The organism is Cohaesibacter sp. ES.047, from assembly GCF_900215505.1.
Classification (GTDB): Bacteria; Pseudomonadota; Alphaproteobacteria; order Rhizobiales; family Cohaesibacteraceae; genus Cohaesibacter.
Genome location: NZ_LT907844.1, coordinates 678072 through 704469, shown reverse-complemented (window position 1 = coordinate 704469; position 26398 = coordinate 678072). Strand labels below are relative to the sequence as shown.

Here is a 26398-nt window from a genome sequence, read left to right as displayed (position 1 = left end):
TGGTCTTTAAAGATAAAGTGGGATAAGGTCCGGCCCAAACAATCGAGATTTCGCCCGCTTCAGCGCGAGGCTCAGGACAAAGACATGTCGGCACAGAACAGACAACGCACGGAAAATGTGACGGAAATGGCCACTTCCTTCGGCTTCGAGAAGGTCGGAGAGGGCGAAAAACAGCCCATGGTCAACAAGGTCTTCCATCAGGTGGCTGACCGCTATGACATCATGAACGATCTCATGAGCGGCGGCATGCACCGGATCTGGAAGGATGCCTTTGTCGCCTGGCTCAATCCGCCGCAAAAACAGCGCGGAAGCGAACCGTTCAAGCTGCTCGATGTGGCCGGTGGCACTGGAGATATTTCTTTCCGTGTTGTTGAGCGCTCGAAAAAGACCGCGCATTCCACCGTCTTTGATATCAACGGCTCGATGCTCGCCGTCGGCAAGGACCGGGCCAAGGAAAATGGCCTGATCAGCAACCTTGAATTTGTCGAGGGCAATGCCGAGGAGCTGCCGTTCGAGGACAAGAGTTTCGACGCCTACACGATTGCTTACGGCATCCGTAACGTGCCCCGCATCGACAAGGCGCTGAGCGAAGCCCACCGGGTTTTGAAGCGCGGCGGGCGATTCATGTGTCTTGAATTCTCCAACGTCGAAATGCCCCTTCTCGACAAGGTCTATGACGCCTTTTCCTTCAATGCCATCCCGCGCATTGGCGACTTTGTCACCGGCGACGCGGAAAGCTATGCCTACTTGGTCGAATCCATTCGCAAGTTCCCCAATCAGGCCCGCTTCAAGGCGATGATCGAGAAAGCTGGCTTCCAGCAGGTCACCTATCGCAACATGTCCGGCGGCATCACCGCCATGCATTCCGGCTGGAAACTCTAAAAAGGGGCGTTACAGACATGATTGGAGCGTCTTCTGCGTTGTTTCGACTGGCGCGCGCTGGCTATATTCTGGCCCGCGAAGGGGTGTTTTCCATCATTGCACCACCGGCGGATCTGCCAGCCGTGCCGCGTATGGGCCTGTCGCTGCTCAAGCTGTTCGAACGCCGCGGCACGTCGCAGCGCAACAAGGGCGAACGCCTGAGCGCAGCCCTCAATCGTCTCGGGCCATCCTACGTCAAGATGGGCCAGTTTCTGGCCACCCGCCCTGATGTTGTTGGCCCTGAACTCGCCGAAGCGCTGACGAGCCTTCAGGATCGAGTTCCGGCCTTTGGTCTTGAAGCAGCGCGCAAGGCCGTTGCCGAGGCGCTGGGCAAACCTGTCGAGGCGGTGTTCGTCGATTTCTCCGAACCCGTTGCCGCAGCTTCAATCGCGCAAGTTCACAAGGCCAGCTTTCTTGATGCCAATGGCGAAGTGCAACAGGTCGCTGTCAAGGTTCTGCGCCCTCACATCGCCGAGCGGTTTCACGCCGATCTCGCCGGTTTCTACATGGTCGCCCGCATGGTCGAGGCGATCCACACGCCCTCCCGCCGCCTGCGGCCCGTCGCGGTGGTGGATACTCTTGCCCGTTCGATCCAGCTCGAGATGGATTTCCGGCTTGAAGCCGCTGCCATGAGCGAACTTGGCGAGAATTGCGCCAAGGATGCCGATTTCCGTGTTCCCACCGTGCATTGGGATAAATCGACCAAGGCCATCCTGACGATGGAATGGATCGAGGGCATCAAGCTCAACGACATGGAAGCACTCAAGGCGTCCGGTCACGATCTCAAAGCCCTTGGCGAGACGGTCATCCAGTCCTTTCTGCGCCATGCGCTGGGGGACGGGTTTTTCCATGCCGACATGCATCCGGGCAACCTGTTTCTCGGCACGGACGGCAAGCTGGTCGCCGTTGATTTCGGCATCATGGGGCGGATCGGCCCCAAGGAGCAGCGCTTCCTTGCTGAAATCCTCTATGGCTTCATCACCCGCGATTATCGCCGGGTGTCTCAGGTGCATTTCGATGCAGGCTATGTGCCAAGCAATCAGGATATCGACACCTTCGCACAGGCCCTGCGTTCGATCGGTGAGCCAATCCACGGACGGGCGTCTTCCGAGATCTCCATGGCGGGCCTTTTGAGCCAATTGTTCGAATTCACCGAGCTTTTCGGCATGGCGACACGCACCGAGTTGATCCTGTTGCAAAAAACCATGATGGTCGTTGAAGGCGTTGCCCGCATGATGGACAACGATCTCAATCTGTGGAACACCTCCGAACCGGTGGTCAAGCGCTGGATGGAACAGAATGTCGGCCCTGCCGCCAAGGTGAAGGAAATGGCCGGAGGCCTTGCCAGCCTTGGCGCCATGTCGGCCCAATTGCCCGAAATGGCAAAACGCGCCGAGCGTCTGTCTGAGAGTTTTGATTCTATGGGCCGCGACGGGATGCGCCTTGATGCACAAACGGTCGCCGCCATAGGCAAGGCAGAAGCCCGCGAAAGCCGCTCGGGCCGCATAGCTCTCTGGATCATCGCTTTGTCGCTGGGCACCATCGCTATCCGTCTCTGGAGCTAAACGATTCGGGGCCAAAACGGATCAATACCGGGAGATACACATATGCTCGCCAACAAGAGAATCCTGCTGATCATTTCCGGCGGTATCGCGGCCTTCAAGGCCGTTGATCTGGTTCGTCTTTTGATGAAAAGGGGCGCGAGCGTCAAGGTGATCCTGACCGAGGCGGCAACCCATTTCGTCTCGCCGCTCACCCTGTCGACCCTCACCGGCGAACCAGTGTTGACCGAGCTGTTCGATCTGACACGGGAAAGCGAAATTGGCCATATCGAATTGTCCCGCGACGCCGATCTATTGGTTGTTGCGCCCGCCACGGCCAATCTGCTCGCCAAGATGGCCAATGGCATCGCCGATGATCTGGCGAGCACGGCGCTTCTTGCGACAGACAAACAGGTGCTTGTCGCGCCTGCAATGAATGTGCGCATGTATCTCCACCCGGCGACCCAGCGCAATCTGGAGACGCTCGCGAGTGACGGCATTCGAGTTATTGGCCCCGATCACGGCATGATGGCCTGCAACGAGGAAGGGCCGGGCCGTATGAGCGAGCCGGAGGATATCCTTGCCGCCATTGCGGCACTTTTGGATGGGACTGCCAAGCCGCTGGCTGGCAAGCATGTGATCATCACCGCAGGTCCGACCCACGAGCCGATTGATCCAGTGCGCTACATTGCCAACCGTTCGTCGGGCAAGCAGGGCTATGCTCTGGCCGAGGCCGCAAGAGCTGCCGGGGCTCGCGTCACCCTCGTCTCCGGTCCGGTGGCGCTCGATGTGCCCCTTGGCGTCGATGTGGTTCGCGTCGAGACCGCAGCCGAGATGCATGCCGCGGTGGCCAAGGCCCTGCCGGCAGATGTCGCCATCATGGCCGCTGCCGTTGCCGACTGGCGCGTTGCCAATCAGGGCACGGAAAAGATCAAGAAAACACCCGAGGGAGGCTTTCCGGCGCTGGCCTTTGCGGAGAATCCCGACATTGCGAAATTCGTCGGCACCCACCCAGACAAACGCCCGACGTTGGTCATTGGATTTGCGGCTGAAACGCAGGATCTCGAAAAGAATGCCGGTGCAAAACTGACCAAAAAGAATGTCGACTGGATCATTGCCAACGATGTGTCACCTGAAACGGGTATCATGGGCGGCGATCACAATCGGATCAGCATCATAAGGGCCGACGGCATCGAAACCTGGCAGGACCTGCCCAAGGCAGACGTCGCCAAGGGCCTTGTCGCCCGCATCGCCCTTGCGCTGGATGAGAGTGCTTGACGGATTTTGGAAGTCTAGAGCAGCCGGACAACTTGGCCCGGCTTGCAATCAGGAAAGCTCAAGAGGATTGCTCATGGCAAAACCGCGTCTCTCCATTCTCCCTCTCGATCATTTCAAGGGGCTCAACCTGCCCGCCTACAAGAGCGATGAGGCAGCAGGGCTCGATATCGAAGCGGCCAATCCTGCCAATGAGCCGGTGACTTTGGCGGCAAGAGGCGGACGGGCTCTTTTGCCCACGGGCTTCTGCATGGCTCTTGAACGGGGCTTCGAGGCCCAGATCCGGCCCAGATCCGGCCTTGCCCTCAAACATGGTGTCACCTTGCTCAACACACCCGGCACCATCGACTCGGACTATCGCGGTTACAGGCGCACCTCCTAATATTAGATACATTGTATTGACATGTGTAACCCTTTCTAACATTATACGCGCACCCAAAATAATGTCGCAAAGGGTTTTGCGTATATGGCTTTTATGGTGCGGCCTGATAAAACAAAATGCGAAGAGCTTGGCTGCCCGGAGCTGGCACATATACCTGTACTTTATTCCTCAGAATGGAAGTTGCTCATAGAGCCATTGGATTACCTGATTGCACGCGCTACGGGGCGGTGGTCATATGTTGGCGCTCGCAGTGAATATGCATCATCAAAAAAGCTATCCGAGAATACCATGAATGCATATGGGCGGGATCTCGAGAATTTTTTCACTTTTTGTGAGCAATATAGTCTGGATTGGCGGACTGTCAGTTATGACCAGCTTCTCGAAACATACCAAACAGCCATGGAAACGGGGTCATATACTGCAGCAGGTGCTGCTCTTTCTGCTGCGACCATAAACAGGCGCATGGGTACGGTAGGTAACTATTTGGATTATGCAGCACATCATGGTTTGCGCGATGAATTCGAAGTGGTCCAGAAGCTCATACCAGCATCTATTCAGAACAAAATGATGGGCAAAACAGGACGGAGGACTGCAAATTTTTCGCAGCGTCTCGGCCATGTGCGTCAAAATCCTGAAGATTTAAGATTGCCAACAGGGATTGAAATCCAGGCTTGGCTCGAAAGGATCAAAGAGCATGGCAAAGGCAATCATGGGATTACCAGATATCTGATGTGCCGGACTATATTGGATGTTGGGCTGCGGTCTGCAGAAGTGCGGCTTTTACGGGCGGAACAAATTCCAGACCCTAACAAGCTACCGGTTGACCAAGACAATGTCATGGTCACAATCATGCATGGAACAAAAGGTGATCGGAAAGTTGGAGATCCTGAATATAAGGGGAAGCCACGCCGAGTTAAATTCAAACGGGATTTCCTTTTTTTTCTGCATTATTACAAACGCGGTGCTAGAAAAGCTGCGTTAGAAGAATTCAGAAAGCAGAATCCAGGCAAGCCATTACCGAAGCAGCTATTTCTGTCTCCTAGTAGCGGAGACTATTACGCTGGCCGGACGCTGATTGATTTTTGGTCGCAGCGTGGCTGGGCTGAAGCTGATAAAAACATGCCATTTAAAGGCTGGTCTCCTCATCTAGGCCGTCATGCCTGGGCCTGCTATGAGGTACTGCATATTCTGCAAAAAGAATTGGACCTAATAAAGATAGAAGAAGGTTTGGATGATAATTACAAGCCGTCTTTTGCCAAGGTCCAGAACTTGGCCAGCACACTCATAGACATGCACATCCGCCCGACAATGGGTCATTGTTCGGCGGAGACGACTGAAATCTATCTCCGTTGGCTGCAAGGTCAGGTCGGCAAGAATGAATATGCGCGCAAATGGACTGCATACCTGGATGGAGATGATGAGTGAGCAGGTTTAACAAAGCCCAACGAAACAAACAGTCAAAAGAGACAATCGAGGCATTAGGCCCTGCCGCTCCTGTTGTTGAACTGCCGGTGGATCCGCTTGTCTGGGAACAAAAGGACGGCATAAAACTCAAAATAGTAGATCTCACGATTTATCGTGATGGAGATGAAAAGAAAGGCTTCACGGGGCGTCCAAAATTGATACATGAACTTGCCCCGGTCATACGGAGAGAAATGCAAGGCAACGCTCACAGCACCATTGCAACAAAATTACTGAATATCACCAAATTTTTTAAGTACCTTGATAAAATTGCAAGAGAAAATGGGCGAAATCTAGAAAGTTGTCATGATATTTGGTCTGCTGATGCCAATGAATTTAAGTATTTTTTACTCACTGGGTCGGGGAAAATTCTCAAAACCAAAAATATCTGTTTAAATTATATTGCAACATGTGTTGGAGAGGCAGTAAATGCTCTTCAAACAGGACAGAATGGTGTGCAATGGCCGACGATTAATACCGAAGGAGACAGAGACTCAGCACCCAAAATGCATCAAGATGTTGATCTGCAGGCTTTAAAAGCAGTTTATAATACGGCTCAAAACATCCATGATGAAAGCCTGCGATATCATGACCGTGGCTTAAAGGGTCTGGAGAGAGGCACAGACCCGCGCATTCTAGGCCAAACAGGCAGATCTGGTCGTACTGATGGACGCCGTGGCGGCAAGCGAAATATGGTTTGGTATCGTTGGTGCAACATATTGGTGCTGTTACATGACCGCATCCGGAAAAAAATTATCAACAGAAAGGATATTGCCAGAGGTGATGCTGGCCGGCTCAACAACACGCGCGCTCAAATTGCACAGCGGGCAAGTGGAGGCTGGCCCACTGCAACACTTTATAATATTTATCGGATGATAGCACCATCTGAGGCCGATACCATGGCTGCTTATGCATTGGTGTCATATCATACAGGTTGGATGGATACAGCGAGAGCCATTACCGTTGTTAATGAAAATTTTGAAGAATGTGACGACTGGTACACTGAATGCACTGACCAACTAGCCAAACCTAAAATCAACCAATCATTTGATGGTCAAAACAAAAATGGCCAAGTGATAATTTTTGCCCCTGAACAAGAAGATCAAGAACAAGATCAGCCTGAAACCATTGAAATTAGGTCTGTTAGACCAAAAACCAGACGCCTGCAAGCGGCTCACTGTCTCAAAGCATCCCGATATCAGCCATTTGCGGTGATCAAGGCACAAATTGAACGCACCCGTTATTTGCGAGATCTCCTCCGGGAAGCGCGTGCAGAGCTGCTGAAACAACCCCAGACATGCGAAGTCCGCATTGAGATTGCAATGATTGAGCAAAAATTGCAATCACCCTGGATTTTTTGGGGCAATAAAGGCACTGGTCATAAGGCTGTTGGATTCTTGGGTGTATCAAGTTCAATTGCTAAATCATTTAATACCAATTTGAAATCAGTAGCCATTGATAATGCTAAAAAGCAGGGTAAAGGTGCACTTGTAGAATCCGTAGAAGCATTGCAGCCGGGTGATATCCGTGATGGTTATGCAGCTTTTGTCTATGATGAGAGTGGGGGTAATATCTTTGCTGTCCAAGGCATCCTCAATCATCGGCATATCAGCAGCACAAGGCATTATTTGCGTCAAAAAGGCCAGATTGGTGAACGATTCAAACAGTTTGGGGCTTTGGCACAAGCAATATTTGAAGAAACATCCAGTGGGCGACCTGTCGATCCTGCCATATTATGGTTTGCGACATCAAAAGATGGTGTGACAGAAGAAGACAGAGCCTTATTGGCATCAAACAGGGTGCAACGCCAATATAGGAGCGCCTATGGCATGGGGTGTGAGGATCCACTGCATCCGCCTGCTGACATTGCCCCCAACCATGTCAAGAACACTCTATGTCAGGCACAAAGATGCATATTGTGCCCACATGCGCGTTTTACCATTGAGGCTCTTGACCCTTTGGCTGAGCGCAATGCTGAGCTGTTGGCGATAAAAGACACTTCAGCTGATGAAGCATTCCTGCGAAGCAGCTTGTATCTGGAACTACAGGGCATAGAAATGATCCGAGACGCTTTGCAGAATAAAATGCTTGCCCAAGAGTATGATGACAATGTTGCAAGAGTCCTCGAAGAAATACAGTCGGGAGCAAGACCTATTTTTGGCGAAGTCCAACTCAATATAGCGCCTGAGATTGCAATAAATGAGGATCAGAACCAATGAAACCATCATATGATGTCTTGTTTGAGAAGCATAGGGATGCCCTTGTCTATGGCTCTGCTCCGTTCAATCTTGATGAAGCCTGGACTTTGCCATGGGACAAAATTGCTGATTACCAGATTTTTAAAGGTGTGGCTATTCAGGATGATGAATGGGTAGTGCCAAAAGATTTTGTCAATGAAAACTATTATCAAGATGGCGAAAGAACTATTGATTTTGTAAAAGCCTTGCCTGATGGCTGGAGCCGAGATGATCCTAAAGCAGAGTTTCTGATCCGGCGGTTGAAACGGTTTGCGTTTCTAAATTTTACTCAAACAATTGTTTTTAATAGAAAAAAATCCACCCCAACAAAACCTCGCACCTGGGTACAATATACAAAAAATTTGATTAATGCTGCCCGATTTGCAATGACCCTGTCCGATCGATTGCCATCCAATCAGATGACCTGCCCAGATTCAGGGATAATATTTGGTAACCTGTCACCTGCGGCCTTTGATCGGCTTCGTACTGAGTATCCAACATTTATCACACAGTGTGGTCCACGGCTGAATGGCCTTTACAATGCTGGTCTATTTGACGATTGGCCTGCCGGAGACATAGAGACTGTCCAACCGGGCACAAGAAAACCCATCCAGCCATTCTCAGATGGCGCATTCACAGAAATTCTCCAAGCGGCTCATTTTTTGGCAAAAATCCAGACAGATCTGGAGGCCTGTTATACAGAGATTGCTGCAATTGATTGTGATGCACAGGGCAGAAAGTATGTTAGCAAGTATGTAACTCCTTATAGAAAGCAACAGATTGCCTTATGGCAAGGTAATGTCCTTCATCCTGGTTTTGCCTTTCCGTATATATTTGAGGTCACTGGTGAGAAAAGGGCAAAGAAGGAATTTACAAGCTGGCCGGTTGATACTTTAGATGGTGTGAAATCACTGCTTTTGCTATGCCAAATTGCCAATGCAATCATTCTGAACACAGCCACTGGTGGGCGGATCTCAGAAATGAAAACTTTGGACAGAGATCCATTGGTTGCATTGAATGGGGAAGAATATCTGACTGGCTATACATTCAAGGAATCTGCAAATGTGAATGGATCAGAACGACATTGGCCATTGCCTGAACTGGCTGTGGAGGCGGTCAGAAAGCAACAAAGTCTCCATAAAACATTTGGATATCAGGGGGATAAGCTTTGGGTGCCTGGTGTGAGCAGTACAACAGGCATTGCAACTCTTGAAGCTATTTTGCCAAAATTTGGGCGATCTGTAAAAACTCTGGATGGTGAGCCATTGGGAGAGATAGATAACAACATCACTTCACATCGGTTCCGCAAAACCATGGCACGTCTTGTTGGGCTTTGCCTTGAAGGTGCCAGTGAGGTGCTCTATACGGTCCTTGGCCATAATGATATCGAAGTCACGATGGGCTATATGCTCTCGTCACCTGAATTTGCGTCTGATGCTGATATTGTTCGCCGCGAAGTGCAACATGTCCGGCGCAAAAAGTTAATTGGTGAGATTGATGATTGTGGAGGCCTTGCAGCCAATACCATTCGGACCACCAAAAAGAATGTGACCGAAATTGCCAACAAGCATTGCATCTCCCCTGATGATCCTGAAATCCTCAAAGTTATTTTGCCAACTATCATCAAAATCAAAGAAAACACCTACTGCACCACAGCTCTCAATGAGAATGGACTATGTTCCATGGGTAAGGGGATAAGGGATATTGGTGCCTGTCCAGCCAATTGTATATATCGGCTGGAAGCGGCAGCTGAGGCCCAAAACAAAGAGCGACTGGTAGAATCTGCCATGCAGATGATGCGGGGAAATCGGGTGTCTGATGGCAGAAAAGCAATGTTCCAAACTCAAATCATTGCTGGCCTTGCCACTTTTGAAAAAACTCTTGATGTCTTTACCAGCGATGAACGCCTACGTGGTGCATTGCGGGATTGTGATCACAGACACTTTAATGGATTGCCGCAACAGACCAAAGATAAACTGATTGATTATCTGGAGAGCAAATAATGGGTGATAGTTCAAAGACCGTACCGTTGGCGGAATACCATCGGGGGCGCAAAGAAAAATCCCAGCAAGCTATCCTGGATGCGATGCGGACCATAGATGCGGTGATAGCTCAAAGAGGCTATTATCATGAACCAGATAATCCGGATAAACCCCGTCGGCTTTCTGTTCAGGAGGTGCAGCGTCAGGCCGGTGTCAGTGAAGCATATCTCCGCAATGCCCGGCACAAGGATTTGAAAAAACAAGTCCAGAATTGGGTCAAAGGTCACAAAAAAGAATCTGCTGTATCAAAGCCGGATGGGGCAAAAGCCCGGCGTGACACTATAGAGTTTTTTGAACAAGCATTGGCGGAAATCTCTTCTCAGGCTATTAGCTGGCGAAAAGATCTGGCAGCCAAAGATAGGCGGATAAAGGCGCTTGAAGCCCAAATATCTAATATGTCTTCTGGCATTTCCAACAATGTCTTGCCAATGCCTCCAAGGAGAACAGAATGACTGTTGTCAAGTTCTTGCGCCTGCCTGAAAATGTAGACCTTCCTCTTCCTTCCTACGCTACGCCAGGTGCGGCAGGAATGGACCTAAGGGCATGCCTTCCGGATGGAGATGTGATTCTTGACCCCGGTTGCATTGCTTTGGTTCCCACCGGATTTGCCGTTGAAATTCCTTCCGGAACGGAAATGCAGATCCGGCCCAGATCAGGTCTGGCTGTCAGACATGGCTTAATGATTCCGAACAGTCCCGGGACCGTGGACGAAGATTATAGAGGTTCCGTAAAAGTAGCCCTACTCAATGCGGGAAAGGAACCCTTTACTATCGGCCATGGCGACAGAATTGCTCAAGCAGTTATTGCCCCAATATTGAAGCCTCAAATAGTCGAGGTTGATACACTGAGCGAAACTGAGCGCGGGTCAGGTGGTTTTGGCTCCACCGGGGTCAAGGAATAGAGGGCATCCTATGGTAAAACGTCAAGGGGCTAAGGCTGGCAAGGAAAATCTCCAATATCTGGAAGGTCTGATTGATGCTTGTGAGCAAGATCGCAAGACCCTGCCGACACGGAATGGTGCGCTGAATCATCAGGCAATCCTGAAGCGCGTTGGTCCTAATGGCGTTAGCCGCAATGTTTTGCAGGACAATCCTGCTTTCCAGCAAAGGCTGCGAGACTACGCGACCGAGAAAGGATTGTTGTACAGCATCAAAGAACGTCGCAATGAATCAAGCGATATTGATGGTGCTTCAATTGGCGAGATGGATCAAGCAGAAGTGCGCCGGTTGCAGCAGGAGAACAATCGGCTTGGACAGATGGTTGCCGTTTTGAAGGCAGAGAATTTTGATCTCAAGCGTAAGATGAAACAGGCAGGTGTTTTGTTAAACGAGCAGGTGCCGATGGGGCGTCGGATTAAACTTGAACCGGGATTTTTTGATGAACAATATCAGAAATCTGAATAAGGAACCTGATTGTTTAATTGCTACACGGAGCAACTGCATCGCTGAAGAGAATGAGACTTTTCCAATGGACGGTTCCCGCCACAGGGCAATGGAACACCCCTACGCAGTTTCCACTCTGGAGCGAGTTTTAAGTCGTGATCCTCGTTTTGAAGGAATAGGTGAAAAGCGTGCGGCAGCTCTTCGCAAGACGTTTGGCGCTTCGCTTCATCAGGTTCTGTCTTCTGTTTCGATGGGGCAAGAAGGCCAGAATAGTCGAGCTATTCTCTATGAAGTTTTGCCGGAAAAGATAGCTGATACGCTTCTGGCTGTTTATCCAGAAATGATTGCAGAAATGGATCTGGCTCAATGGCTGGATGAAATTGGCGTTGATGCCAAGATTGCCGCTAACATTGTAAAAGCATGGGGAGCCGCAGGCGCTTCTTCTATCCGGGCCAATCCATTTCTATTGGTGGGTTGGATTGGATGGAAACAGGTTGTTCGCATTGCCAGAGCCATGGGCATGACTGTTGATGATCGCAGATGGCAGGTAGGGGCAGTTGAAGCAGTCCTTTATCAAGGCCTTGATGAAAAGCACACGATTGTACGAGGGCAAAAGCTTCGCAATGAGATCAATCGGTTGTTTCAGGGCAAAGGAGATCCGCTCGAGGCAGCTCAAGCTGCTTTGGATGACGCTGGGGCAGCGGTGTGGGGGAATGGGCTTCAACCTGTTGGAGCAGCCCTTATGGAAGCTTATTGCGCGGATCGGATCACGGAAATTGCAGGTCAATCAGCACAAACAGATCTGATTGCAAGTCAAATCCAACCACATCAGATTGATGAATTTTTGGCATCATTTGACGAAGCGTCAAAATGGTCTCTGACAGACCGGCAGCGGGAGGCCATTGGCATGGCTTTGACAAACCGTTTGAGCCTTCTTGCCGGATATGCTGGTGCTGGTAAAACCACGGTCCTCAGTACAATTGCTGATCTTGCTGAGACTTATGGTCGAGAATTGCATTTGATGGCTCTGTCGGGCCGTGCGGCTAAACGCATCTCAGAAGCCACTGGGCGGCCGACATCTACAATTGCGAAGTTTTTGATGAGCTTTAGTGATGACTTCATAGAACTTGGTCCAGAGAGCTTTGTCATTATTGATGAAGCGTCGATGGTGGATTTGCCCACTTTTTATCGTGTTTTGAGGCGCCTTGGACAAGGCAATCTGTTGCTTGTTGGTGATCCTGCTCAGCTTCCCCCGATCGGATTTGGTCTTGTATTCCATACACTGATCGAATCCAGAATGGTACCTCGAACGTTTCTTGATCGGGTTTTGCGTCAGGCAGATTCAAGTGGAATTCCAATTGTTGCAAAAGCAATCAGAACTGGGCGAATGCCTGAATTGAAGTCATTTGACGGTCGTGCGTCAGGTGTGAGTTTTGTTCCTTGTGAAGTTGGCGATGCCATTCAATGCATCATGAATGTTGGCAAAGAAATCACCTCTACAAGGGGGGAAACGCAAATCATCAGTCCCATTAAGGCTGGAGATGCAGGCATTGAAGCTATCAATCACACATTCTCAAACTGGCGTGGTAATAGTCGAGATAGCTTTCCAGATCGGTTAGATATCAAGGTGGGAGATCCTGTGATCTGGACCAAGAATGATTATGATCGCAATCTTCAGAATGGGTCTATGGGGCGATATCTGAGAAGGCTGCCTGATGGCAAAGCATTGGTTGATTTGGATGGTCAAGAGTTGGAACTGACCCAATATGACGCTGAATACATAGATCTTGCTTATGCTATCAGTGTTCATAAGGCTCAAGGAAGCCAATGGAACCGCGTGATTATTCCTGTATTCAAATCAAGGATCCTTGATCGGTCATTGATCTACACGGCAATAACAAGGGCAGTTGAACAAATTGTCCTGATTGGTGATTTGGACAGTATTGAAGCTGGTGTGCAGCGTGCCGAAAGTCAGATGCGGCAAACAACGCTATCTGAGCGACTAATACCAACAAGCAGAAGTTATGACTCAAATTCGGGATTCCCTTTTTGATCGTTTTCTGAATCAATGGCTTTCATTGATTTAGAGGATGGCAGAATGGGCAGAGCAGTATCACTTCGTGAAGATTATGACGGGCAGGCCTTGCGGCAGTTGTCCAAGGCTAGCAAGCATGCCAACCAGAGCCGTCGGCTTTTGGCACTGGCCGAAATTTACGATGGCGGCAAACGGAGTGATGCAGCCCGCATTGGCGGCGTTACCTTGCAAATAATCCGGGATTGGGTGCTTCGCTTCAATACCGAAGGCCCAACGGGGCTGATCGACAAGGCACGTTCTGGAGCCCCCAGCAAACTGGATGATGAACAGCGCAAGGGTCTCGCCGCAATTGTCGAACAGGGACCTATCCCGGCCATTCATGGTGTTGTGCGCTGGCGGCGCAAGGATCTGGCTCGCTGGATCTATGAGGAATATGGCATCTCCTTGGAAGAATCCTCTGTTGGTCGTGAACTACGTGCCCTTGGGTTTACGAAGCTCTCGGCTCGCCCCCGCCATAGAGGGCAGAATCAATTCGCGATGGATGAATTTAAAAAAACTTCCCAGCCGAGTTGGCAGAAGTCTGCAAAAAGCTCCCGAAAGGAACCCCGATAGAAGTGTGGTGGCAGGACGAGGCGCGTGTCGGACAGAAAACCAAGATCACACGTCGTTGGGCAAAGCGCGGAACCCGCCCTGTTGCACCGAAAGATCAAAGGACAAAGTCAGTCTATATCTTCGGGGCTATCTGCCCGGCCCGTGGTGTAGGGGCTGGATTGGTTCTGCCCTTTTGCAACATCCAAGCCATGCAGTGGCATCTGGAAGAAATCTCCGGCCAAGTCGCTGATGGAGCCCACGCAATCCTCATTCTCGATCAGGCCGGCTGGCACACAACGCAAAATCTCGACGTGCCGGACAACATCACATTGCTCCCGCTACCACCAAGGTCGCCAGAATTGAACCCGGTCGAGAATATATGGCAGTTCATGCGGGAAAACTGGCTTTCCAATCGGATCTTTTCATCCTACGAGGAAATCCTCGCGATATGTTGCGAAGCTTGGAACAAACTCGTCGGTCAACCTTGGATCATCATGTCCATCGGATTGCGAGAATGGGCATATCGGTTCTGAATTCTGCTCGATGGTATAATTGCATTGAGTCAAAGCAATATTATGCACGAAAACTGAACGAGTTCTCAGTAAGCTTACAGAGTGTCCGTTTGGTCGCGTCTCGGTTCGAGCGGACCGCCAAGTGTCAAGCCGAACAGAGACGCATTGGCCCATAGGGCCAATTTCCAAGAACAGGACGATATGTCTCTTCTGGTAACGCGGATTCCCAGTTTCTGTACCACCAGTGGTGACGGAGTTTCCAGAATCGGTCGCCTCATCATTCCTCCAGCCCGAACATGACGGAGAGCTTGACATCACCGTCATGAATGCCTTTACCCATCGAAATACCGTCCTCCTTGTAGAGGCCCAACCTGCAAGGATTAGGATCAACTTCGTATTTGATAAGTCGCACGAGCGGCTTACCCGCTTTGGTGATAATAACTTCTTCGCCGGCAACGCTTCTCTCGACAAGCTCCGAGAGTTTGGCTTTCGCTTCGAGAAGATTGACCTCCATATTACACCCCTGAATCTCTCTACGATTTTTTTGCACCGTCAGTGATGACGAACCGGTCATTTGACTGTATCGCGCCAGTGTTCCAACAAATCATAATCAGATTGCAGCCCGAGGAAAAAGCCCTCGGACAGACCAAAGTAGCGGGCAAATCGTCGATCCATATCTGCAGAAATCTCACGCTTTCCAATAACGATCTCGTCAATTTGGCTGCAAGGTGTATGAACGGCTCGTGCGAGTTCATCTTGGCTCAGGTGCATAGGCTTCAGAAACTCTTCCAGCAGAACTTCACCAGGATGAGGGTTTGGCAAATGATCCGTTGGTATATTCGATGATTTCGGCATTGCTCTGTCCTTCTTCGCGCCGGGGAACACTCTGCCGGCTGGTTCTATCCGTCTTCAGAAAAGAAGTCCTCGTCCAGGCGCTGAACCTGAATGGTGCGATAGGCCCGGGTACCCACACCATGTTCAATCATCAGCTCCGCCAAACGAACCCCGTCTATTTGTATCACGCGTTGTGGCAGGCTTCTCGTATATTTCGTCGCACTGTCAGTGAAGGATGAGGTGGTCACGAAAACACCTTTTGTTACGCCGAAGCCAACCAGAGAGCCAACAAATGCCTGCATGTCCGGCCTTCCGATCTTGTTCGACGAAGCATGCCTCTTGGCCTGAACATATATGCGATCAAGACCCAGTCGATCCTCATTAATGACGCCGTCAACGCCACCATCCCCAGATCGGCCCAATTGCTCTGCTGCGTTTTTATGAGACCCGCCATATCCCATGGCAATGAGAAGTTCGACGATTACCTGCTCAAAGAATGCTGGAGAATTCTCCCTTATTCGATCAAGCAATTCGGTTTGAAGAGCCGTGTTAAGGGCTGCAAATGCATCTTCAATCTGCTCCTCTGGGGTCGATGCCTCTTTCGCTGTATCGTCACCATATTTCAAACGCGTTGAGGCGCCATTGCCTTGCTTCTTATTTGCTGCATGGTAAGCGGCAAATTGTGGGATGGACAAAAGGTGTTGATAGTCCAGCCTCTGCGGATTTGTTGCCAGCAGTCTTTTGCCTGCATCGGAGGCGATGAAACGTCCTCGCGCGGGACAATCAACCAATCCAGCCTTGTGCATATAGTATTTCGCCCAGTGTATCCGATTTTTGAGAATACTCTGGCCGCCATTCTGCAGCATCTTTTCGCATTCTGCAGCTGACAGATCAAAGTCGACAGCAATCTTCTCGGAAAGAGGTGGAACCCGTTGTTCCGCCTGAGCCGCATAACGCAAGACCGGCAGCATTAGTGATTGATAGCCAGGAATGGTCATTTTGCGGTCTGCTTATGATCTTGCAGTGTCGATGATTTTCGACACAATGGTCCTCGTTGGCCTTTTACGCGATAACATGCTGTTTCATCTGTTTTTACCTTGAGGTTCCAGCTCGACATTGCGCCCCCTACTCTTCTCAATCCAAGGAAATGGTCACCAAGAATGACTTGGTGACCGGGGAGTTGAGAAGTCGTACCAGGACGACCGCCGCGACCTTTAAGCCGAAGCTCTGGACATGCGTCGCAGCCTCCCCGACCATAGATCGAGGAGGTGCCAATTCGGTCGACACCGACCGCCTGATATGGAGTTCTCACGCCCCGAGATGGTGAATATATCCATCCTGCGGGCAACTTAATATGTCTTGGATAATTGTGAAAGAGGGAAGATTGATGCGTGAAGAACTACTGGAATACTTAACGGTCGTCGATGAGTTGTTCCGCCGCGTAATGCCTTTCATGCCATGCTGAGGATATGTTGTGATAAATATGGCTCTTCAGTCGGCAAGTGCTTCACGGCTATGATAGTCCTTTGCAGCCTTGATCGCCCTTGCCGTGGGAGATGGCGGAGTGTCCATGGCCATTGAAAATGCCACTACATCCTCTTGAGACAAGACATATCGAGTGCTGTCTTCCAATATTCTTCGCGCCGCCGAGGCAATTGCGCAGCAATTCCAGAGGCTGCTTTCTTAAGTGATCGAAATCGTTGTCCGCAAGAGGATCCTTCATCGTACATTTTTCGACATTTATCGCATTGAGGAATTCTCTTCACTTGATTTGTAACGTAAGGGTGGTACGATTTAATTCTCATTGAAGGCCCCTTTTGCGGACAAATTTCCATGAAAATTGGCTATGCTCGCTGTTCCACTGACAAACAAGACCTAATGGTCCAGAAAACGGCTCTAATAGATCTCGGCGTCAAGGAAGAGAACATTCATATGGATCATGGTTTGACCGGCACCAACAGGGACCGCCCCGGTCTCGAGAGAGCCCTTGCTGCATCCCGAGAAGGCGACACCTTTATTGTTTCAAAACTGGATCGGTTGGCACGATCCGTTCCTGATGCCCGTTCAATCGCTGACCAGTTGGAAAGCAAGGGTGTAAAATTGGCCCTGGGACAATCCATCTATGATCCAGCAGACCCTATGGGCAAGATGTTCTTCAATATTCTGGCCACCTTTGCCGAATTCGAGGCAGACTTGATCCGAATGCGAACGAAGGAAGGCATGGCAATTGCCAAAGCCAAAGGTAAGCTGCGCGGGAAACAGCCGAAGCTATCTCCGAAACAACAGAATGAGCTCAAACGGATGCATGAGACAGGGGATCACTCTATCAGCGACTTGGCCGAAATCTTCGCAGTCTCGAGACCGACCGTTTACAGGACATTGAACAGAGTCAGGTGAATTGGTAAAACGGGCGGAAAGCGGAATTTCGCTGCGACCGCCCCCCGGCTATCCGAGCGATCGATTGCGGACGTTCAAGCGGCGTTGGCAGGGCAACAACTTCGTAATAATGAGGTGTGCGTCATTTTGTACGGTCAATCTCAGGTCAGCATTAGTGGCGTCCAACCGAGAAAAGCGGGTTACGGCAGGTTTGGACTACGCGAGAAGACCGATACGGATCTCGCCCCCCTAGTCAGCGCGACATACAGGTGCTCTTTCGACATCGCGTTACCTGGTCGATCCGCATCTAAGATTACTACGTGATCAGCCTCCAGTCCTTTCAGGAGAAGAGTTGAGCCTACAGCTTTTGGCGGAATTACTCTACCTGCGTGACGGCGTTGTTCGCGAAGACCGGCGATAGCTGCTGGAAGACTACCGCCTGGTGCCGTCAATGCGATTTGGAGTGCCTGGACCATAATGTTGAACGCACTTTGTCGATAGACTCGTCTGTCACGGTCGCCTGCCATCGCTTTCAGAAATTGCACGGCCTCGAGGTATCCGCCCCCTTGAACCAGAGAGATGGCGGCAACCTCAGGGGCGGTTGGAGGTGTGCGATTACGATTTCCTAGGATCGACTGAACGCGCGCATTGAGTTTATCGCCATACACGTTCGTCATGACCTTGATAAGAAATCCAATGCAGGCATCAAGGAGTTCTTGACCTGATTTTCCGTCCATTTGGTTTGCATCGCCTACGACATCACGGAGATCTACTGGCTCGACAACTCCAACTCCCTTTGCGCGGCTTGCGAAATTGTGTCGCGAGGCCGCTTGCATGGAGTCACCAATTATTAGGATCGTCTCATGAGGGTTGGTTTTGGCTACATCGTATTGCAGAGCTATCTGGGCCGCGGCGTTGGCGTTTTGATCCGCGCCGAGAGGATGCCACGCGACGCGCGAGGGTAGAGTGCGAAGATCAATCGTCTGTCCAGCTTCCAACGCCCCGCGAATGGCAAGAAGCCAAGCTCCAAGATCGTTGGCGCCAGTGTTGTTCCAGCGCCAGGGGATATCCAACCGCCCGATTTTAGGAAAGGTTGGGACCACTTGCGTCGTCCAGTCCGGAAGCGGGTCGTCGCCAAACCCAAAGATTGCTTGCATCGGATCGCCGAACACAACCGTTGGAATTGCGTTCGCGAGGCCAGAAATGATCAGGTGTTGGCTGACTGAACAGTCTTGGTACTCATCGACCAAGACCCGCGAATACGTTGCGGCAATCTCTGAATTGATAGCCCCAGATGCACATAGCCCACCAACCGCGTTTTGCACTGCAGTGTAGTTGGGAGCATTTTGCGGATCATGCAGGTATCCTGCTCGCTCCGGAAACATGGAGATAATTGCCAGTGCCCAGCCCGCAATCGTGTTGAGCCTGTAGTTGGACGCTGGCACGCCATCTCGATGCAACCTCTGCCTTAGCGCGGCAACGCCCGCGGTGGTGTGGGTAAGGACGAGGACCGGCTTACCTTTTGCCTGAACAATGGTCTTTGCGATCAACTCGGTCTTGCCGCATCCTGCGGGAGCAATGACATGCCCGCGTTGCGCCTGAAGTATGTCGTGTACGCCAACCATCTGAGTTTACACGCCGACAGGGGGATTCGCTGGCTGCACTGTCGGCGATGTGCTGATCCAATGCCAAAGCGAATTCAGGGGGGCCGTGAAAATTGTACCTGTACTTTGCCAGGCCGGGGCAATGACTTCCCTCAACGCCCGTTCAGCAGGCTCAATGTCTTTGAACCATTTACCATCGCCAGCGCATTGCCCCAACACAGGTCGCATTGCATCGACAAATTGATCTCGGCATTGCTGTAGATTGTATTGACGGTTGCTCGCGTGACGGATTTTTCCGTCAATGGAGTCTTCTGATCGCCATTCGCAGGCAATTGAAAGAAGTCCGGGTATCTGCGCCGCAGGCACGGATGCGAAGATTGCAGATTCGGTGGAATACCCATCTCGCCAACGGAACACGGAAATGCCGTGAGTTGCCAATTCCGAATAACTCGCAGCATCGTAGGCGACATCGGAGTCCATGAACAAAGCGGTTCGATAACCCATACGCGCAAAGATTTTAGCACGTTCCATCATTGTTGAGCCGCCACCATCGGCCCAGTGGCAACCGTTTGCTAGCAAACTCCTCTGACCAAGGCTTTGCCAGCACAAATCCAACCCTCGGATTACGCCAATCTCGGTCTTCCCCTCACAAACAATGACACTCGGCGCGAGAAAGGCGTCTGCGCACGCCCTCAGCGTCTTCTGAGCGTCTTCAGATTCCCCAAGTGGGAACACAGAATTGGAAGTCGTCTTTGTGGTAGGCTGAATGAGTTCACCGTTGTTAACTAGGGCGGGTGTAGTGGTGCGCGTCGCCCGCACTGCGTGTAACTGAATTGACGACAGTTCGCGCAATACAACTGGCGAGTGTGTCGTCAAAAAGACTTGCTGCGAAGAATCGTTTGATTTTGCACCCAGCGAATCAAGCAAGCGGATAATCCGGTAGGGTTCCAAGCCAAACTCTGCTTCGTCGATGATCGAGATACTTGATTGACCTGCGACCTTTTGAAGTCCTGCGACGAGCAAGCGCATGGAACCGGAACCAAGATTCTTGAGCGGAACCTGATCTTCGTCGTGAAGGGCAATTGCACCCCCTGAAAACGTCACCCCTTTTACGTCCAATAGGGCATTCACCTGCTCAACGGGGATTCCCATGTTGTTGGCGATGGTTCTGGAGGTCGCCAGCACTTCATCGACGCCACCACAGCCCTGCTCTGCAAAAGCCTGCCGGGCTTGTCTGGATGCCGCCGCCAATGCGGCTGACGCCTGTGTCTTGTCGGGAGAGAGCTTCCCGAGCACGGATCGCGGGCCCAGAGCCATATGGTGTGATGCAACGGTGCCGAGCCGTATTGGCGCAACTAGCTGCCGATGCTTCCACTGGAGGTTCCGCTCAAGGCCCTGGGCGGATGGGCCTTCAGAAAACAGCAACCATTGCGGCTCCAAATCGTCCCTTACAATCAGACGAATAGTCAATACCGTTTCCAGCGCTGCAGATGTCTCGTTGTGAATAGCCCCGGTTTGCGGGTCCCAACCTCGCAGAAAGTGGCCGTATGCCTCTAGGTTTCGCAACTCATCGGGAAGAGCTCCCAGCGTCACATCGATTACAATTGGCTCATCAACTAGGCATCTGTGGAAGTCAGCATCAGTAAAGACAATGCTCTGTCTAGTCCCTAAGGTGAGTTCTATTGCATCGAGAATGGTCGATTTTCCGCCGTCTCCTGGCCCAATTAAGCAATTGATGCCTGGGTTCGGCCACCACTTTAGCGCCTTGATGCCTCGAAAATTGGAGATCGAAATTTCTCGGATAACAGTCATAATTCACCTCAAACATACTGGGACAGTAGCATGTTTATCTCTTGACCTAAAGTTGTGTTCGGATGTCCTTTTGCAAGCGATTCAGGCCGTAGGAATGAAGCGGTTGTTGGATGGCCGGGGTCGAAGGGCCACTTCGTACCTCCGAGCAACAGTTTGGCAGTTTCTGGGAATGCAGCCGCAGAGAAAGTCCGGAATGATGAGCCGCAGTGCAGCGGCGAGAGATATCGCCCAAGGTCGGCTTTGGGCCGCGATTACGAATTACCTTCTTGACCAATGCCATTCCGTTTGCCGCGATGCACCAGTCAGGAAGGAGCCCTAAGTTACGGCTCTTCGTGCGCTTTTCGATCAGCATAATCACTGCGGGCCTGTTCAATTCTCTCGAAATTGGCTTCGGCCCAAATCCAGACGCCGCAGAATGCCTTGCTCAGACCGAGACCAAGATCCGTCAAGCGATACTCCACCTTCGGGGGCACAACCGGATAGACAGTTCTAGTCACAAGCCCGTCACGTTCCATCGCACGCAAGGTCTGCGTCAGCATCTTCTGGCTGATCCCTTCGCAAGCTTTGGCGAGTTCACCGAAACGGCAACACGTCCGCTCCGTGAGGATTTCGATCAGAAGCATTGTCCACTTGTCGGCAACCCGGCCAATAATCTGTTCCACAAGGCGATCCACAACCGGATCAGTTTCGGGGAGGTTCAGCAAGTCTTGCCGCAACGTGCCATCTGTCATGCGCTTCATACTCTCTTTTGGGTGGGTATAAATCTTTTTGGTGCCTTCTTTCCAAATGATAGCAGAGGAGACATATTCCATCCAGTCAAGGAAAGGAACACATACGCATGATCTTTACCAATCGCACGATCCTCATCACCGGTGGCAACTCAGGGATTGGACAGGCTATCGCCGAGGCGCTCCAGTCCAAGGGCAATCGCATCATCATCACCGGGCGCAAGAGGCATAGCTTGCAAGCTATGCTGCAGAAAAACCCCGCTATGACCGGCTACAGTCTTGATCTCACGGATGAAAGCGCACTTGCGGCCTTCTCCGAAAAAGTTATTGCCGAACATCCGAAACTTGATGCCGTCATCCTGAACGCGGGCATCATGGAAGCGGAGGACTACACCGCCGACCCCGTGCAGATGGATGTCGCCGAGCGCACTATTGCCACAAACCTAACCGCACCCATTCGCCTAGCGGCGGCATTGCTACCCCATTTGCAAACCCAAAGCGAAGCGGCGCTGGTGACGGTATCCTCGGGACTGGCCTTTGTTCCCAAAGCAGCGAACCCGGTGTACTCCGCGACCAAGGCCGCGATCCACGCATGGACGCAGGCGCTGCGTCACCAGCTGCGCGATACGCCGGTGGATGTCTACGAAGTCGCACCACCGCTCGTCGCAACAGAGTTGACGCCAGGCCAATCGCAAGTCGCCGCCGCGATGCCTCTGCAGGACTTCATAGACGAGGTCGTGGAGATGCTGTCGCGCGATGAGGTTCCTGACGAGGTGATGGTGGTACGCGTCAATTTCCAGCGCAAAGCCGAAGCCGAAGGCCGTTTCAAGGAAACATTCGCTGCTATCAACGGCTGAGATATACTGATGCTAAGGAGCGCTGCCCGACCACGAAACGGTTCGGAAAGGCGCTCCGAAGCGAGCAAAATGGAATTCGTGAGGCTTTTGGCAACGGCCGCTTTGTCCGCCCACCGGTCACATCGCCACTGAAAATGCTGCACTTCGTTCGAATGGCAGCAACGGGGAAATTGCTTTGGAGCATTTGTCGACTGGCGAGTGTCCGGTATGGGCCGCCATTGCAAAACGTGGGCATCACGGCTGTTTTCGCATGATAATGCGCTGCGTCAGGCTGTTTGGAGCCCAAGGTGGACGTTCATATCCGGTTCGTAGTCGATATGAAAACCAGCATGCTTATTTCCGAGAGAGATATATTTTCTGCAATTCGGATAAATAGTTTTCAGCAATATCGAGCCGCATTCCGCATCGAGCTTTTTGAGGAATTTGGGAAATTATATCCGTTTGTCCTGCTGTGTTCAAAATTTGAATAAGATGATGCCCACTCAACGGAACGTAGATCGGGTGCTGGCCTGACATCTTGTTATACCAGCGGCCCCACCAACGGCTTGAGCGGTTGTACGCTTGTCGTGTGGTCGTTGTTCTGAAATGAAGAAATTGAATAAGGCTCGCCGCCGTGTGGTTGGTGATCTCGGTCTGAACCGACATCATTCGGCCAATTGCTGCCACTCCTCCCGTCGCCCCTATTCCAAGCGCTTCACCAAAACTTCCAATCGGCTGAGAGAGAGGTTTTCCCTCTAGGACAAATTCGGGAAAACGACTGAGATCATACACTGAAAAAGCTCCAAGAACGACAGCATTTAAAACACGCTATGACTACAGAATGTACAGAGAACTCTTGGAAGCGCACAGCAGTATATAAGGTGCAGTTGACGAAACTCATGCAAAAAAATGATAGTCACTGCTGAAGAGCTGATCACGCAAACAGGCTAATTGTTGAAAGCCCGCTTCGTCCGCCCATCCGTCATCTGTTTGCTGAAAATGCTGCACCTCATTCGAATGACAGCAATGGGGAAGAGGACTTGCCCCAGATGATGGCTGTCGAATGCCCGCATTGGGCCGTTCCTTCCATTCGAAACAATGTTGCGTTTGCGAAAGCTGTCGCGTTGGGAATGACCATAGAGGGCTCCAAGCGGAAATTTGCTCACCCTCCATTTCTATATCAAAGTAATCAGGCTCAATGTCTGAGCGTTGGGATGGAGGGATTGGCTAGGAGAAAATGCAGATGTCTGCTTCCACATTGCCAATGATTGTCCCTCAAAAACGTGCTTGGAACAGAGGCCGGATTATCGGCCAGAAACGCCCGCTTCAACCAAAACATGTTTGGGCCATCCGTGTCAGGCTAGAGCTTGCAGGTGCCATTCGAGATCTTGCATTGTTCAATTTGGCCGTTGATAGCAAACTTCGCGGATGTGATCTGGTGACGCTTCGCGTTTCAGATGTCTTTGCGAGTGGCGCAATCAAGGAACGGGTTTCAATCTTGCAGAGTAAAACCAAGACACCTGTTCGATTTGAAGTCACAGAAGGGACCCGCAAGTCTCTCTTCGAATGGATCATGCACCCATCAATGATTGGCCATGAATATCTGTGGCCCGGTAGGTTTCATGATCGCCAACATATATCGACACGCCAATATGCCCGGTTGCTTAAAGAATGGGTCAAGTCGATCGGGCTGGAACCGAGCGCTTATGGAACACATTCTATGAGAAGAACCAAAGTTGCGCAGATTTATAAGAAGACTGGGAACCTGAGGGCTGTCCAGCTCTTGTTGGGCCACACCAAAATGGACAGCACGGTCCGTTATCTTGGTGTCGATCTAGAAGACGCATTGTCCATTTCCGAAAGCGTCGAAATCTGAATATGACGGGCCGGAGGAAACTCCGGCCCTATGCGGACATTCGCCGGCAATCATATGTTGCAAGGCAGCTTCCGCATTCCTGCCGTTCGAACAAGCTGCAGCATCTTAGTGCACGATGAAGTGCAAATGGAAGATGGAGATGATCTTCCACAAATCTTACGAAGCAAGTGGTGAACCGGTTGATCCTCATATCCTGTTCAAAGATCTTTACGAGAGTTGCGACGAGATCCATCCAACGTCAAAATGAATGATTAGTTTTGGGGAGAAGTCTTTTCCTGAAACAGAGTGTGACATTCATGTTGCTGCCTGCACCACGACAAAACTGATAGGTACGAGCTATGGCGCGCAAAGCTGCAATATCAATCGAAAAGCTGATCGGGCTTGGCGCAGAACAACTGGCGCAACTGATCTTGGATGAAACCGAACAAAATCCTGCTTTTCGCAAGCTGGTGAGTGCCGCTCTTGCCGCGTGTGAAGGGCCGGGGGCCGTCGCAAAACTCATTGATCGCCGACTTGGTGCACTTGAGCGGGCGCGGAGCTTCATTGAATGGAACAAGGCTCCCGCTTTTCGCGACGACTTGGACGCCACGGTATCAAGCATTGCGAGCCAACTGGGCAAGCTTTCTGCCACAATGGCAATTGATCGCCTTCTGCGCTTTATCGCAAGCCATGAAAAGGTGTTCGAGCGAGTGGATGATTCTTCTGGCGCCATTCAAGATGTCTATTATCGGGCGATCACAGCATTGGGTGAGCTGGTTCCAAGTTTGAGAGAAGAAGAATTAGCGCTACTACCCGACAGGATCATGGCCGGTCTAGGGCAAAGCAGCCATGGTTATTTGGTAGATGTGGCTGAAGAGGTGATGGAGCCTTTGCCCGATGATGTGTTGCGCATCTGGGACGCAGAATTGAAGGCCTTGGTAACAGCTCAAGAGGTGGAGGATGCCAAATCGAAAGATCGTTTTGTTTTCTCGAACATTCACCAATATCGTTCCCTCCGGCAATTGATCGCCGACAGGCTTGGCGATCTTGATGGCCTAATCGCTCTTGAAGAATTGAAGCATCCAAACAGTCAGGACATAATGGCAATCGCGGAGCGTCTTCTGGAAGCGGGCCGGTTGCCTGAAGCTCTTGATTGGGTTCGGCAAAAAAAGACCGGCGGTTTGAAAGTTATGGGCTATACCGATCTGGCCGATGGCTTGATGCCGCGCGATGCAGACAATCCGCGCCGCATCAGTCTTGAGGCTAGAATCCTCGAAGCGCTCGATGATAAAAAGGATGCACAAAAACTGCGATGGTCGGTCTTTGAAACGTCACTTGATAGCGCAATATTGCGCGAATATCTTGCGGCGCTGCCGGATTTTGAGGAATTTGACGCATTGGACCGGGCTTTTGACCATGGCCTCATGTCCAAGCAGATCTACACAGCTTTGGTATTCTTCATGGAATGGCCGGAACTTAGCTTTGCAGCCAAATTGGTAATAGCTCACAGAGGTGAGTGGGATGGAGGTCAATATTATTTGCTTCCAACTGCAGCCGATGCCCTGCAACATGAATATGCCTTGGCCTCAACCATCCTCTATCGCGCCCTCCTTGACGATATCCTTTCCCGGGCCCGTTCAAAAGCCTACAAACATGGTGCCCACTATCTTGATCGTCTCGACAGCCTTGCTGACCAGGCGGATAGAGAAGCCAAAGATCTGGAAGGATTCCAGACCCATGCTAACTATCGTGCAAATCTGCAAACGAAACATGCCCGCAAATCAAGCTTCTGGGCGCAGGTCAAATGAAACTTGCGAAATAGTTGGGAGGTGACGGCCCAAACTGAGCCTTCATGCACGGATCGATTTCGCCGGGCAGTATCCGCATTGCCGACATTGATTCTCATAAAAGAAGTATGCGCTAACCACCCAGTGTATTTTAAGTAAACCGTCAGAGACGCCCCCAAGCGCTAGA

23 protein-coding genes and 1 pseudogene are annotated in these 26398 nt (G+C 51.1%); 16 read left to right on the top strand and 8 right to left on the bottom strand.

The window, feature by feature from the left end; genetic code table 11:
* Positions 1 to 84: 84 nt before the first annotated feature.
* From ubiE to CPH65_RS03030, 12 genes and pseudogenes are all read left to right on the top strand, one after another.
* Positions 85 to 882: a bifunctional demethylmenaquinone methyltransferase/2-methoxy-6-polyprenyl-1,4-benzoquinol methylase UbiE gene (ubiE, locus tag CPH65_RS03085; protein WP_096172081.1), complete on the top strand. Its 798-nt coding sequence runs from the start codon at positions 85 to 87 to the stop codon at positions 880 to 882.
* A gap of 17 nt (positions 883 to 899) precedes the next feature.
* The gene (gene ubiB / locus CPH65_RS03080) at positions 900 to 2486 is read left to right on the top strand and encodes a 2-polyprenylphenol 6-hydroxylase (RefSeq protein ID WP_096172080.1); all 1587 of its coding nucleotides are present in this window, start codon (positions 900 to 902) and stop codon (positions 2484 to 2486) included.
* Positions 2487 to 2528: 42 nt separating this feature from the next.
* On the top strand, positions 2529 to 3740 hold the full coding sequence (coaBC, locus tag CPH65_RS03075; RefSeq protein WP_096172079.1) for a bifunctional phosphopantothenoylcysteine decarboxylase/phosphopantothenate--cysteine ligase CoaBC: 1212 nt from the start codon (positions 2529 to 2531) through the stop codon (positions 3738 to 3740).
* A 73-nt stretch (positions 3741 to 3813) separates the two neighbouring features.
* Positions 3814 to 4101: pseudogene (dut, locus tag CPH65_RS03070) on the top strand (dUTP diphosphatase); the annotation flags it as partial.
* Positions 4102 to 4203: 102 nt separating this feature from the next.
* The gene (locus CPH65_RS03065) at positions 4204 to 5544 is read left to right on the top strand and encodes a site-specific integrase (protein WP_096172077.1); all 1341 of its coding nucleotides are present in this window, start codon (positions 4204 to 4206) and stop codon (positions 5542 to 5544) included.
* On the top strand, positions 5541 to 7799 hold the full coding sequence (locus CPH65_RS03060; protein ID WP_096172076.1) for a hypothetical protein: 2259 nt from the start codon (positions 5541 to 5543) through the stop codon (positions 7797 to 7799). The genes CPH65_RS03065 and CPH65_RS03060 overlap by 4 nt, the downstream gene beginning before the upstream one ends.
* Positions 7796 to 9820 carry a site-specific integrase gene (locus tag CPH65_RS03055; RefSeq protein ID WP_096172075.1) on the top strand — a complete coding sequence of 675 codons (2025 nt, stop codon included), beginning with the start codon at positions 7796 to 7798 and terminating at the stop codon, positions 9818 to 9820. The genes CPH65_RS03060 and CPH65_RS03055 overlap by 4 nt, the downstream gene beginning before the upstream one ends.
* The gene (locus CPH65_RS03050) at positions 9820 to 10311 is read left to right on the top strand and encodes a hypothetical protein (RefSeq protein WP_096172074.1); all 492 of its coding nucleotides are present in this window, start codon (positions 9820 to 9822) and stop codon (positions 10309 to 10311) included. The genes CPH65_RS03055 and CPH65_RS03050 overlap by 1 nt, the downstream gene beginning before the upstream one ends.
* Entirely contained in the window at positions 10308 to 10760 is a 453-nt protein-coding gene (gene dut / locus CPH65_RS03045) for a dUTP diphosphatase (RefSeq protein WP_096172073.1), read from the top strand. The genes CPH65_RS03050 and dut (CPH65_RS03045) overlap by 4 nt, the downstream gene beginning before the upstream one ends.
* Positions 10761 to 10770: 10 nt before the next feature.
* Positions 10771 to 11262: a hypothetical protein gene (locus CPH65_RS03040; RefSeq protein ID WP_096172072.1), complete on the top strand. Its 492-nt coding sequence runs from the start codon at positions 10771 to 10773 to the stop codon at positions 11260 to 11262.
* On the top strand, positions 11237 to 13294 hold the full coding sequence (locus CPH65_RS03035; RefSeq protein ID WP_096172071.1) for an AAA family ATPase: 2058 nt from the start codon (positions 11237 to 11239) through the stop codon (positions 13292 to 13294). Before CPH65_RS03040 ends, CPH65_RS03035 begins: the two co-directional genes overlap by 26 nt.
* Before the next feature lie 45 nt (positions 13295 to 13339).
* Positions 13340 to 14400, top strand: a protein-coding gene (locus CPH65_RS03030; RefSeq protein ID WP_096176197.1) for an IS630 family transposase whose coding sequence is annotated in 2 segments (ribosomal slippage) — positions 13340 to 13832 and positions 13832 to 14400 — 1062 coding nt in all. Because the reading frame shifts where the segments join, the coding sequence is not laid out codon by codon here.
* A 256-nt stretch (positions 14401 to 14656) separates the two neighbouring features.
* On the opposite strand, the gene CPH65_RS03025 is transcribed toward CPH65_RS03030, so the two are convergent.
* The 4 genes from CPH65_RS03025 to CPH65_RS24940 form a co-directional block, all read right to left on the bottom strand.
* Positions 14657 to 14953 (bottom strand): type II toxin-antitoxin system Phd/YefM family antitoxin, encoded by a 297-nt coding sequence (locus tag CPH65_RS03025; RefSeq protein ID WP_244574528.1) that lies wholly within the window; start codon positions 14951 to 14953, stop codon positions 14657 to 14659.
* The gene (locus tag CPH65_RS03020) at positions 14950 to 15234 is read right to left on the bottom strand and encodes a HigA family addiction module antitoxin (protein ID WP_096172069.1); all 285 of its coding nucleotides are present in this window, start codon (positions 15232 to 15234) and stop codon (positions 14950 to 14952) included. The genes CPH65_RS03025 and CPH65_RS03020 overlap by 4 nt, the downstream gene beginning before the upstream one ends.
* Before the next feature lie 44 nt (positions 15235 to 15278).
* On the bottom strand, positions 15279 to 16211 hold the full coding sequence (locus tag CPH65_RS03015; RefSeq protein ID WP_096172068.1) for a restriction endonuclease: 933 nt from the start codon (positions 16209 to 16211) through the stop codon (positions 15279 to 15281).
* Positions 16212 to 16704: 493 nt separating this feature from the next.
* Entirely contained in the window at positions 16705 to 16869 is a 165-nt protein-coding gene (locus tag CPH65_RS24940; RefSeq protein ID WP_096172067.1) for a DUF1778 domain-containing protein, read from the bottom strand.
* Positions 16870 to 17046: 177 nt separating this feature from the next.
* On the opposite strand from CPH65_RS24940, the gene CPH65_RS03005 reads away from it, so the two are divergent.
* Positions 17047 to 17610 carry a recombinase family protein gene (locus CPH65_RS03005; RefSeq protein ID WP_096172066.1) on the top strand — a complete coding sequence of 188 codons (564 nt, stop codon included), beginning with the start codon at positions 17047 to 17049 and terminating at the stop codon, positions 17608 to 17610.
* Between the two features lie 179 nt (positions 17611 to 17789).
* On the opposite strand, the gene CPH65_RS03000 is transcribed toward CPH65_RS03005, so the two are convergent.
* The 3 genes from CPH65_RS03000 to CPH65_RS02985 form a co-directional block, all read right to left on the bottom strand.
* Positions 17790 to 19214 (bottom strand): UvrD-helicase domain-containing protein, encoded by a 1425-nt coding sequence (locus CPH65_RS03000; RefSeq protein WP_096172065.1) that lies wholly within the window; start codon positions 19212 to 19214, stop codon positions 17790 to 17792.
* Between the two features lie 6 nt (positions 19215 to 19220).
* Positions 19221 to 21005: an ATP-dependent endonuclease gene (locus CPH65_RS02995; protein ID WP_096172064.1), complete on the bottom strand. Its 1785-nt coding sequence runs from the start codon at positions 21003 to 21005 to the stop codon at positions 19221 to 19223.
* A gap of 320 nt (positions 21006 to 21325) precedes the next feature.
* Positions 21326 to 21745, bottom strand: coding sequence for a helix-turn-helix domain-containing protein (locus CPH65_RS02985; protein WP_244574526.1), 420 nt, complete (start codon positions 21743 to 21745; stop codon positions 21326 to 21328).
* A gap of 98 nt (positions 21746 to 21843) precedes the next feature.
* On the opposite strand from CPH65_RS02985, the gene CPH65_RS02980 reads away from it, so the two are divergent.
* Positions 21844 to 22590 (top strand): SDR family oxidoreductase, encoded by a 747-nt coding sequence (locus CPH65_RS02980; protein WP_096172062.1) that lies wholly within the window; start codon positions 21844 to 21846, stop codon positions 22588 to 22590.
* 333 nt (positions 22591 to 22923) lie between these two features.
* Here CPH65_RS02980 and CPH65_RS23715 read toward each other — a convergent pair whose 3' ends face one another.
* Complete coding sequence (locus CPH65_RS23715) at positions 22924 to 23361, bottom strand: hypothetical protein (protein WP_157747474.1); 438 nt, start codon at positions 23359 to 23361, stop codon at positions 22924 to 22926.
* Positions 23362 to 23812: 451 nt separating this feature from the next.
* Between CPH65_RS23715 and CPH65_RS02970 the strand changes: the two genes are divergently transcribed.
* The gene (locus CPH65_RS02970) at positions 23813 to 24445 is read left to right on the top strand and encodes a tyrosine-type recombinase/integrase (protein WP_096176195.1); all 633 of its coding nucleotides are present in this window, start codon (positions 23813 to 23815) and stop codon (positions 24443 to 24445) included.
* A gap of 338 nt (positions 24446 to 24783) precedes the next feature.
* The gene (locus CPH65_RS02965) at positions 24784 to 26232 is read left to right on the top strand and encodes a DUF6880 family protein (RefSeq protein ID WP_096172060.1); all 1449 of its coding nucleotides are present in this window, start codon (positions 24784 to 24786) and stop codon (positions 26230 to 26232) included.
* Positions 26233 to 26398 lie beyond the last annotated feature (166 nt).

Coding starts and splice junctions, on each gene's coding strand:
- CPH65_RS03035 (WP_096172071.1), top strand. CDS start 11,237: ATGAACAATATCAGAAATCTGAATAAGGAACCTGATTGTTTAATTGCT.
- CPH65_RS03005 (WP_096172066.1), top strand. CDS start 17,047: ATGAAAATTGGCTATGCTCGCTGTTCCACTGACAAACAAGACCTAATG.
- CPH65_RS02985 (WP_244574526.1), bottom strand. CDS start 21,745: ATGAAGCGCATGACAGATGGCACGTTGCGGCAAGACTTGCTGAACCTC.
- CPH65_RS03000 (WP_096172065.1), bottom strand. CDS start 19,214: ATGGTTGGCGTACACGACATACTTCAGGCGCAACGCGGGCATGTCATT.
- CPH65_RS03040 (WP_096172072.1), top strand. CDS start 10,771: ATGGTAAAACGTCAAGGGGCTAAGGCTGGCAAGGAAAATCTCCAATAT.
- CPH65_RS02995 (WP_096172064.1), bottom strand. CDS start 21,005: ATGACTGTTATCCGAGAAATTTCGATCTCCAATTTTCGAGGCATCAAG.
- CPH65_RS02965 (WP_096172060.1), top strand. CDS start 24,784: ATGGCGCGCAAAGCTGCAATATCAATCGAAAAGCTGATCGGGCTTGGC.
- CPH65_RS02980 (WP_096172062.1), top strand. CDS start 21,844: ATGATCTTTACCAATCGCACGATCCTCATCACCGGTGGCAACTCAGGG.
- ubiE (WP_096172081.1), top strand. CDS start 85: ATGTCGGCACAGAACAGACAACGCACGGAAAATGTGACGGAAATGGCC.
- coaBC (WP_096172079.1), top strand. CDS start 2,529: ATGCTCGCCAACAAGAGAATCCTGCTGATCATTTCCGGCGGTATCGCG.
- CPH65_RS03055 (WP_096172075.1), top strand. CDS start 7,796: ATGAAACCATCATATGATGTCTTGTTTGAGAAGCATAGGGATGCCCTT.
- CPH65_RS03025 (WP_244574528.1), bottom strand. CDS start 14,953: ATGACCGGTTCGTCATCACTGACGGTGCAAAAAAATCGTAGAGAGATT.
- CPH65_RS03065 (WP_096172077.1), top strand. CDS start 4,204: ATGGCTTTTATGGTGCGGCCTGATAAAACAAAATGCGAAGAGCTTGGC.
- CPH65_RS03015 (WP_096172068.1), bottom strand. CDS start 16,211: ATGACCATTCCTGGCTATCAATCACTAATGCTGCCGGTCTTGCGTTAT.
- ubiB (WP_096172080.1), top strand. CDS start 900: ATGATTGGAGCGTCTTCTGCGTTGTTTCGACTGGCGCGCGCTGGCTAT.
- CPH65_RS03050 (WP_096172074.1), top strand. CDS start 9,820: ATGGGTGATAGTTCAAAGACCGTACCGTTGGCGGAATACCATCGGGGG.
- CPH65_RS02970 (WP_096176195.1), top strand. CDS start 23,813: ATGTCTGCTTCCACATTGCCAATGATTGTCCCTCAAAAACGTGCTTGG.
- dut (WP_096172073.1), top strand. CDS start 10,308: ATGACTGTTGTCAAGTTCTTGCGCCTGCCTGAAAATGTAGACCTTCCT.
- CPH65_RS03020 (WP_096172069.1), bottom strand. CDS start 15,234: ATGCCGAAATCATCGAATATACCAACGGATCATTTGCCAAACCCTCAT.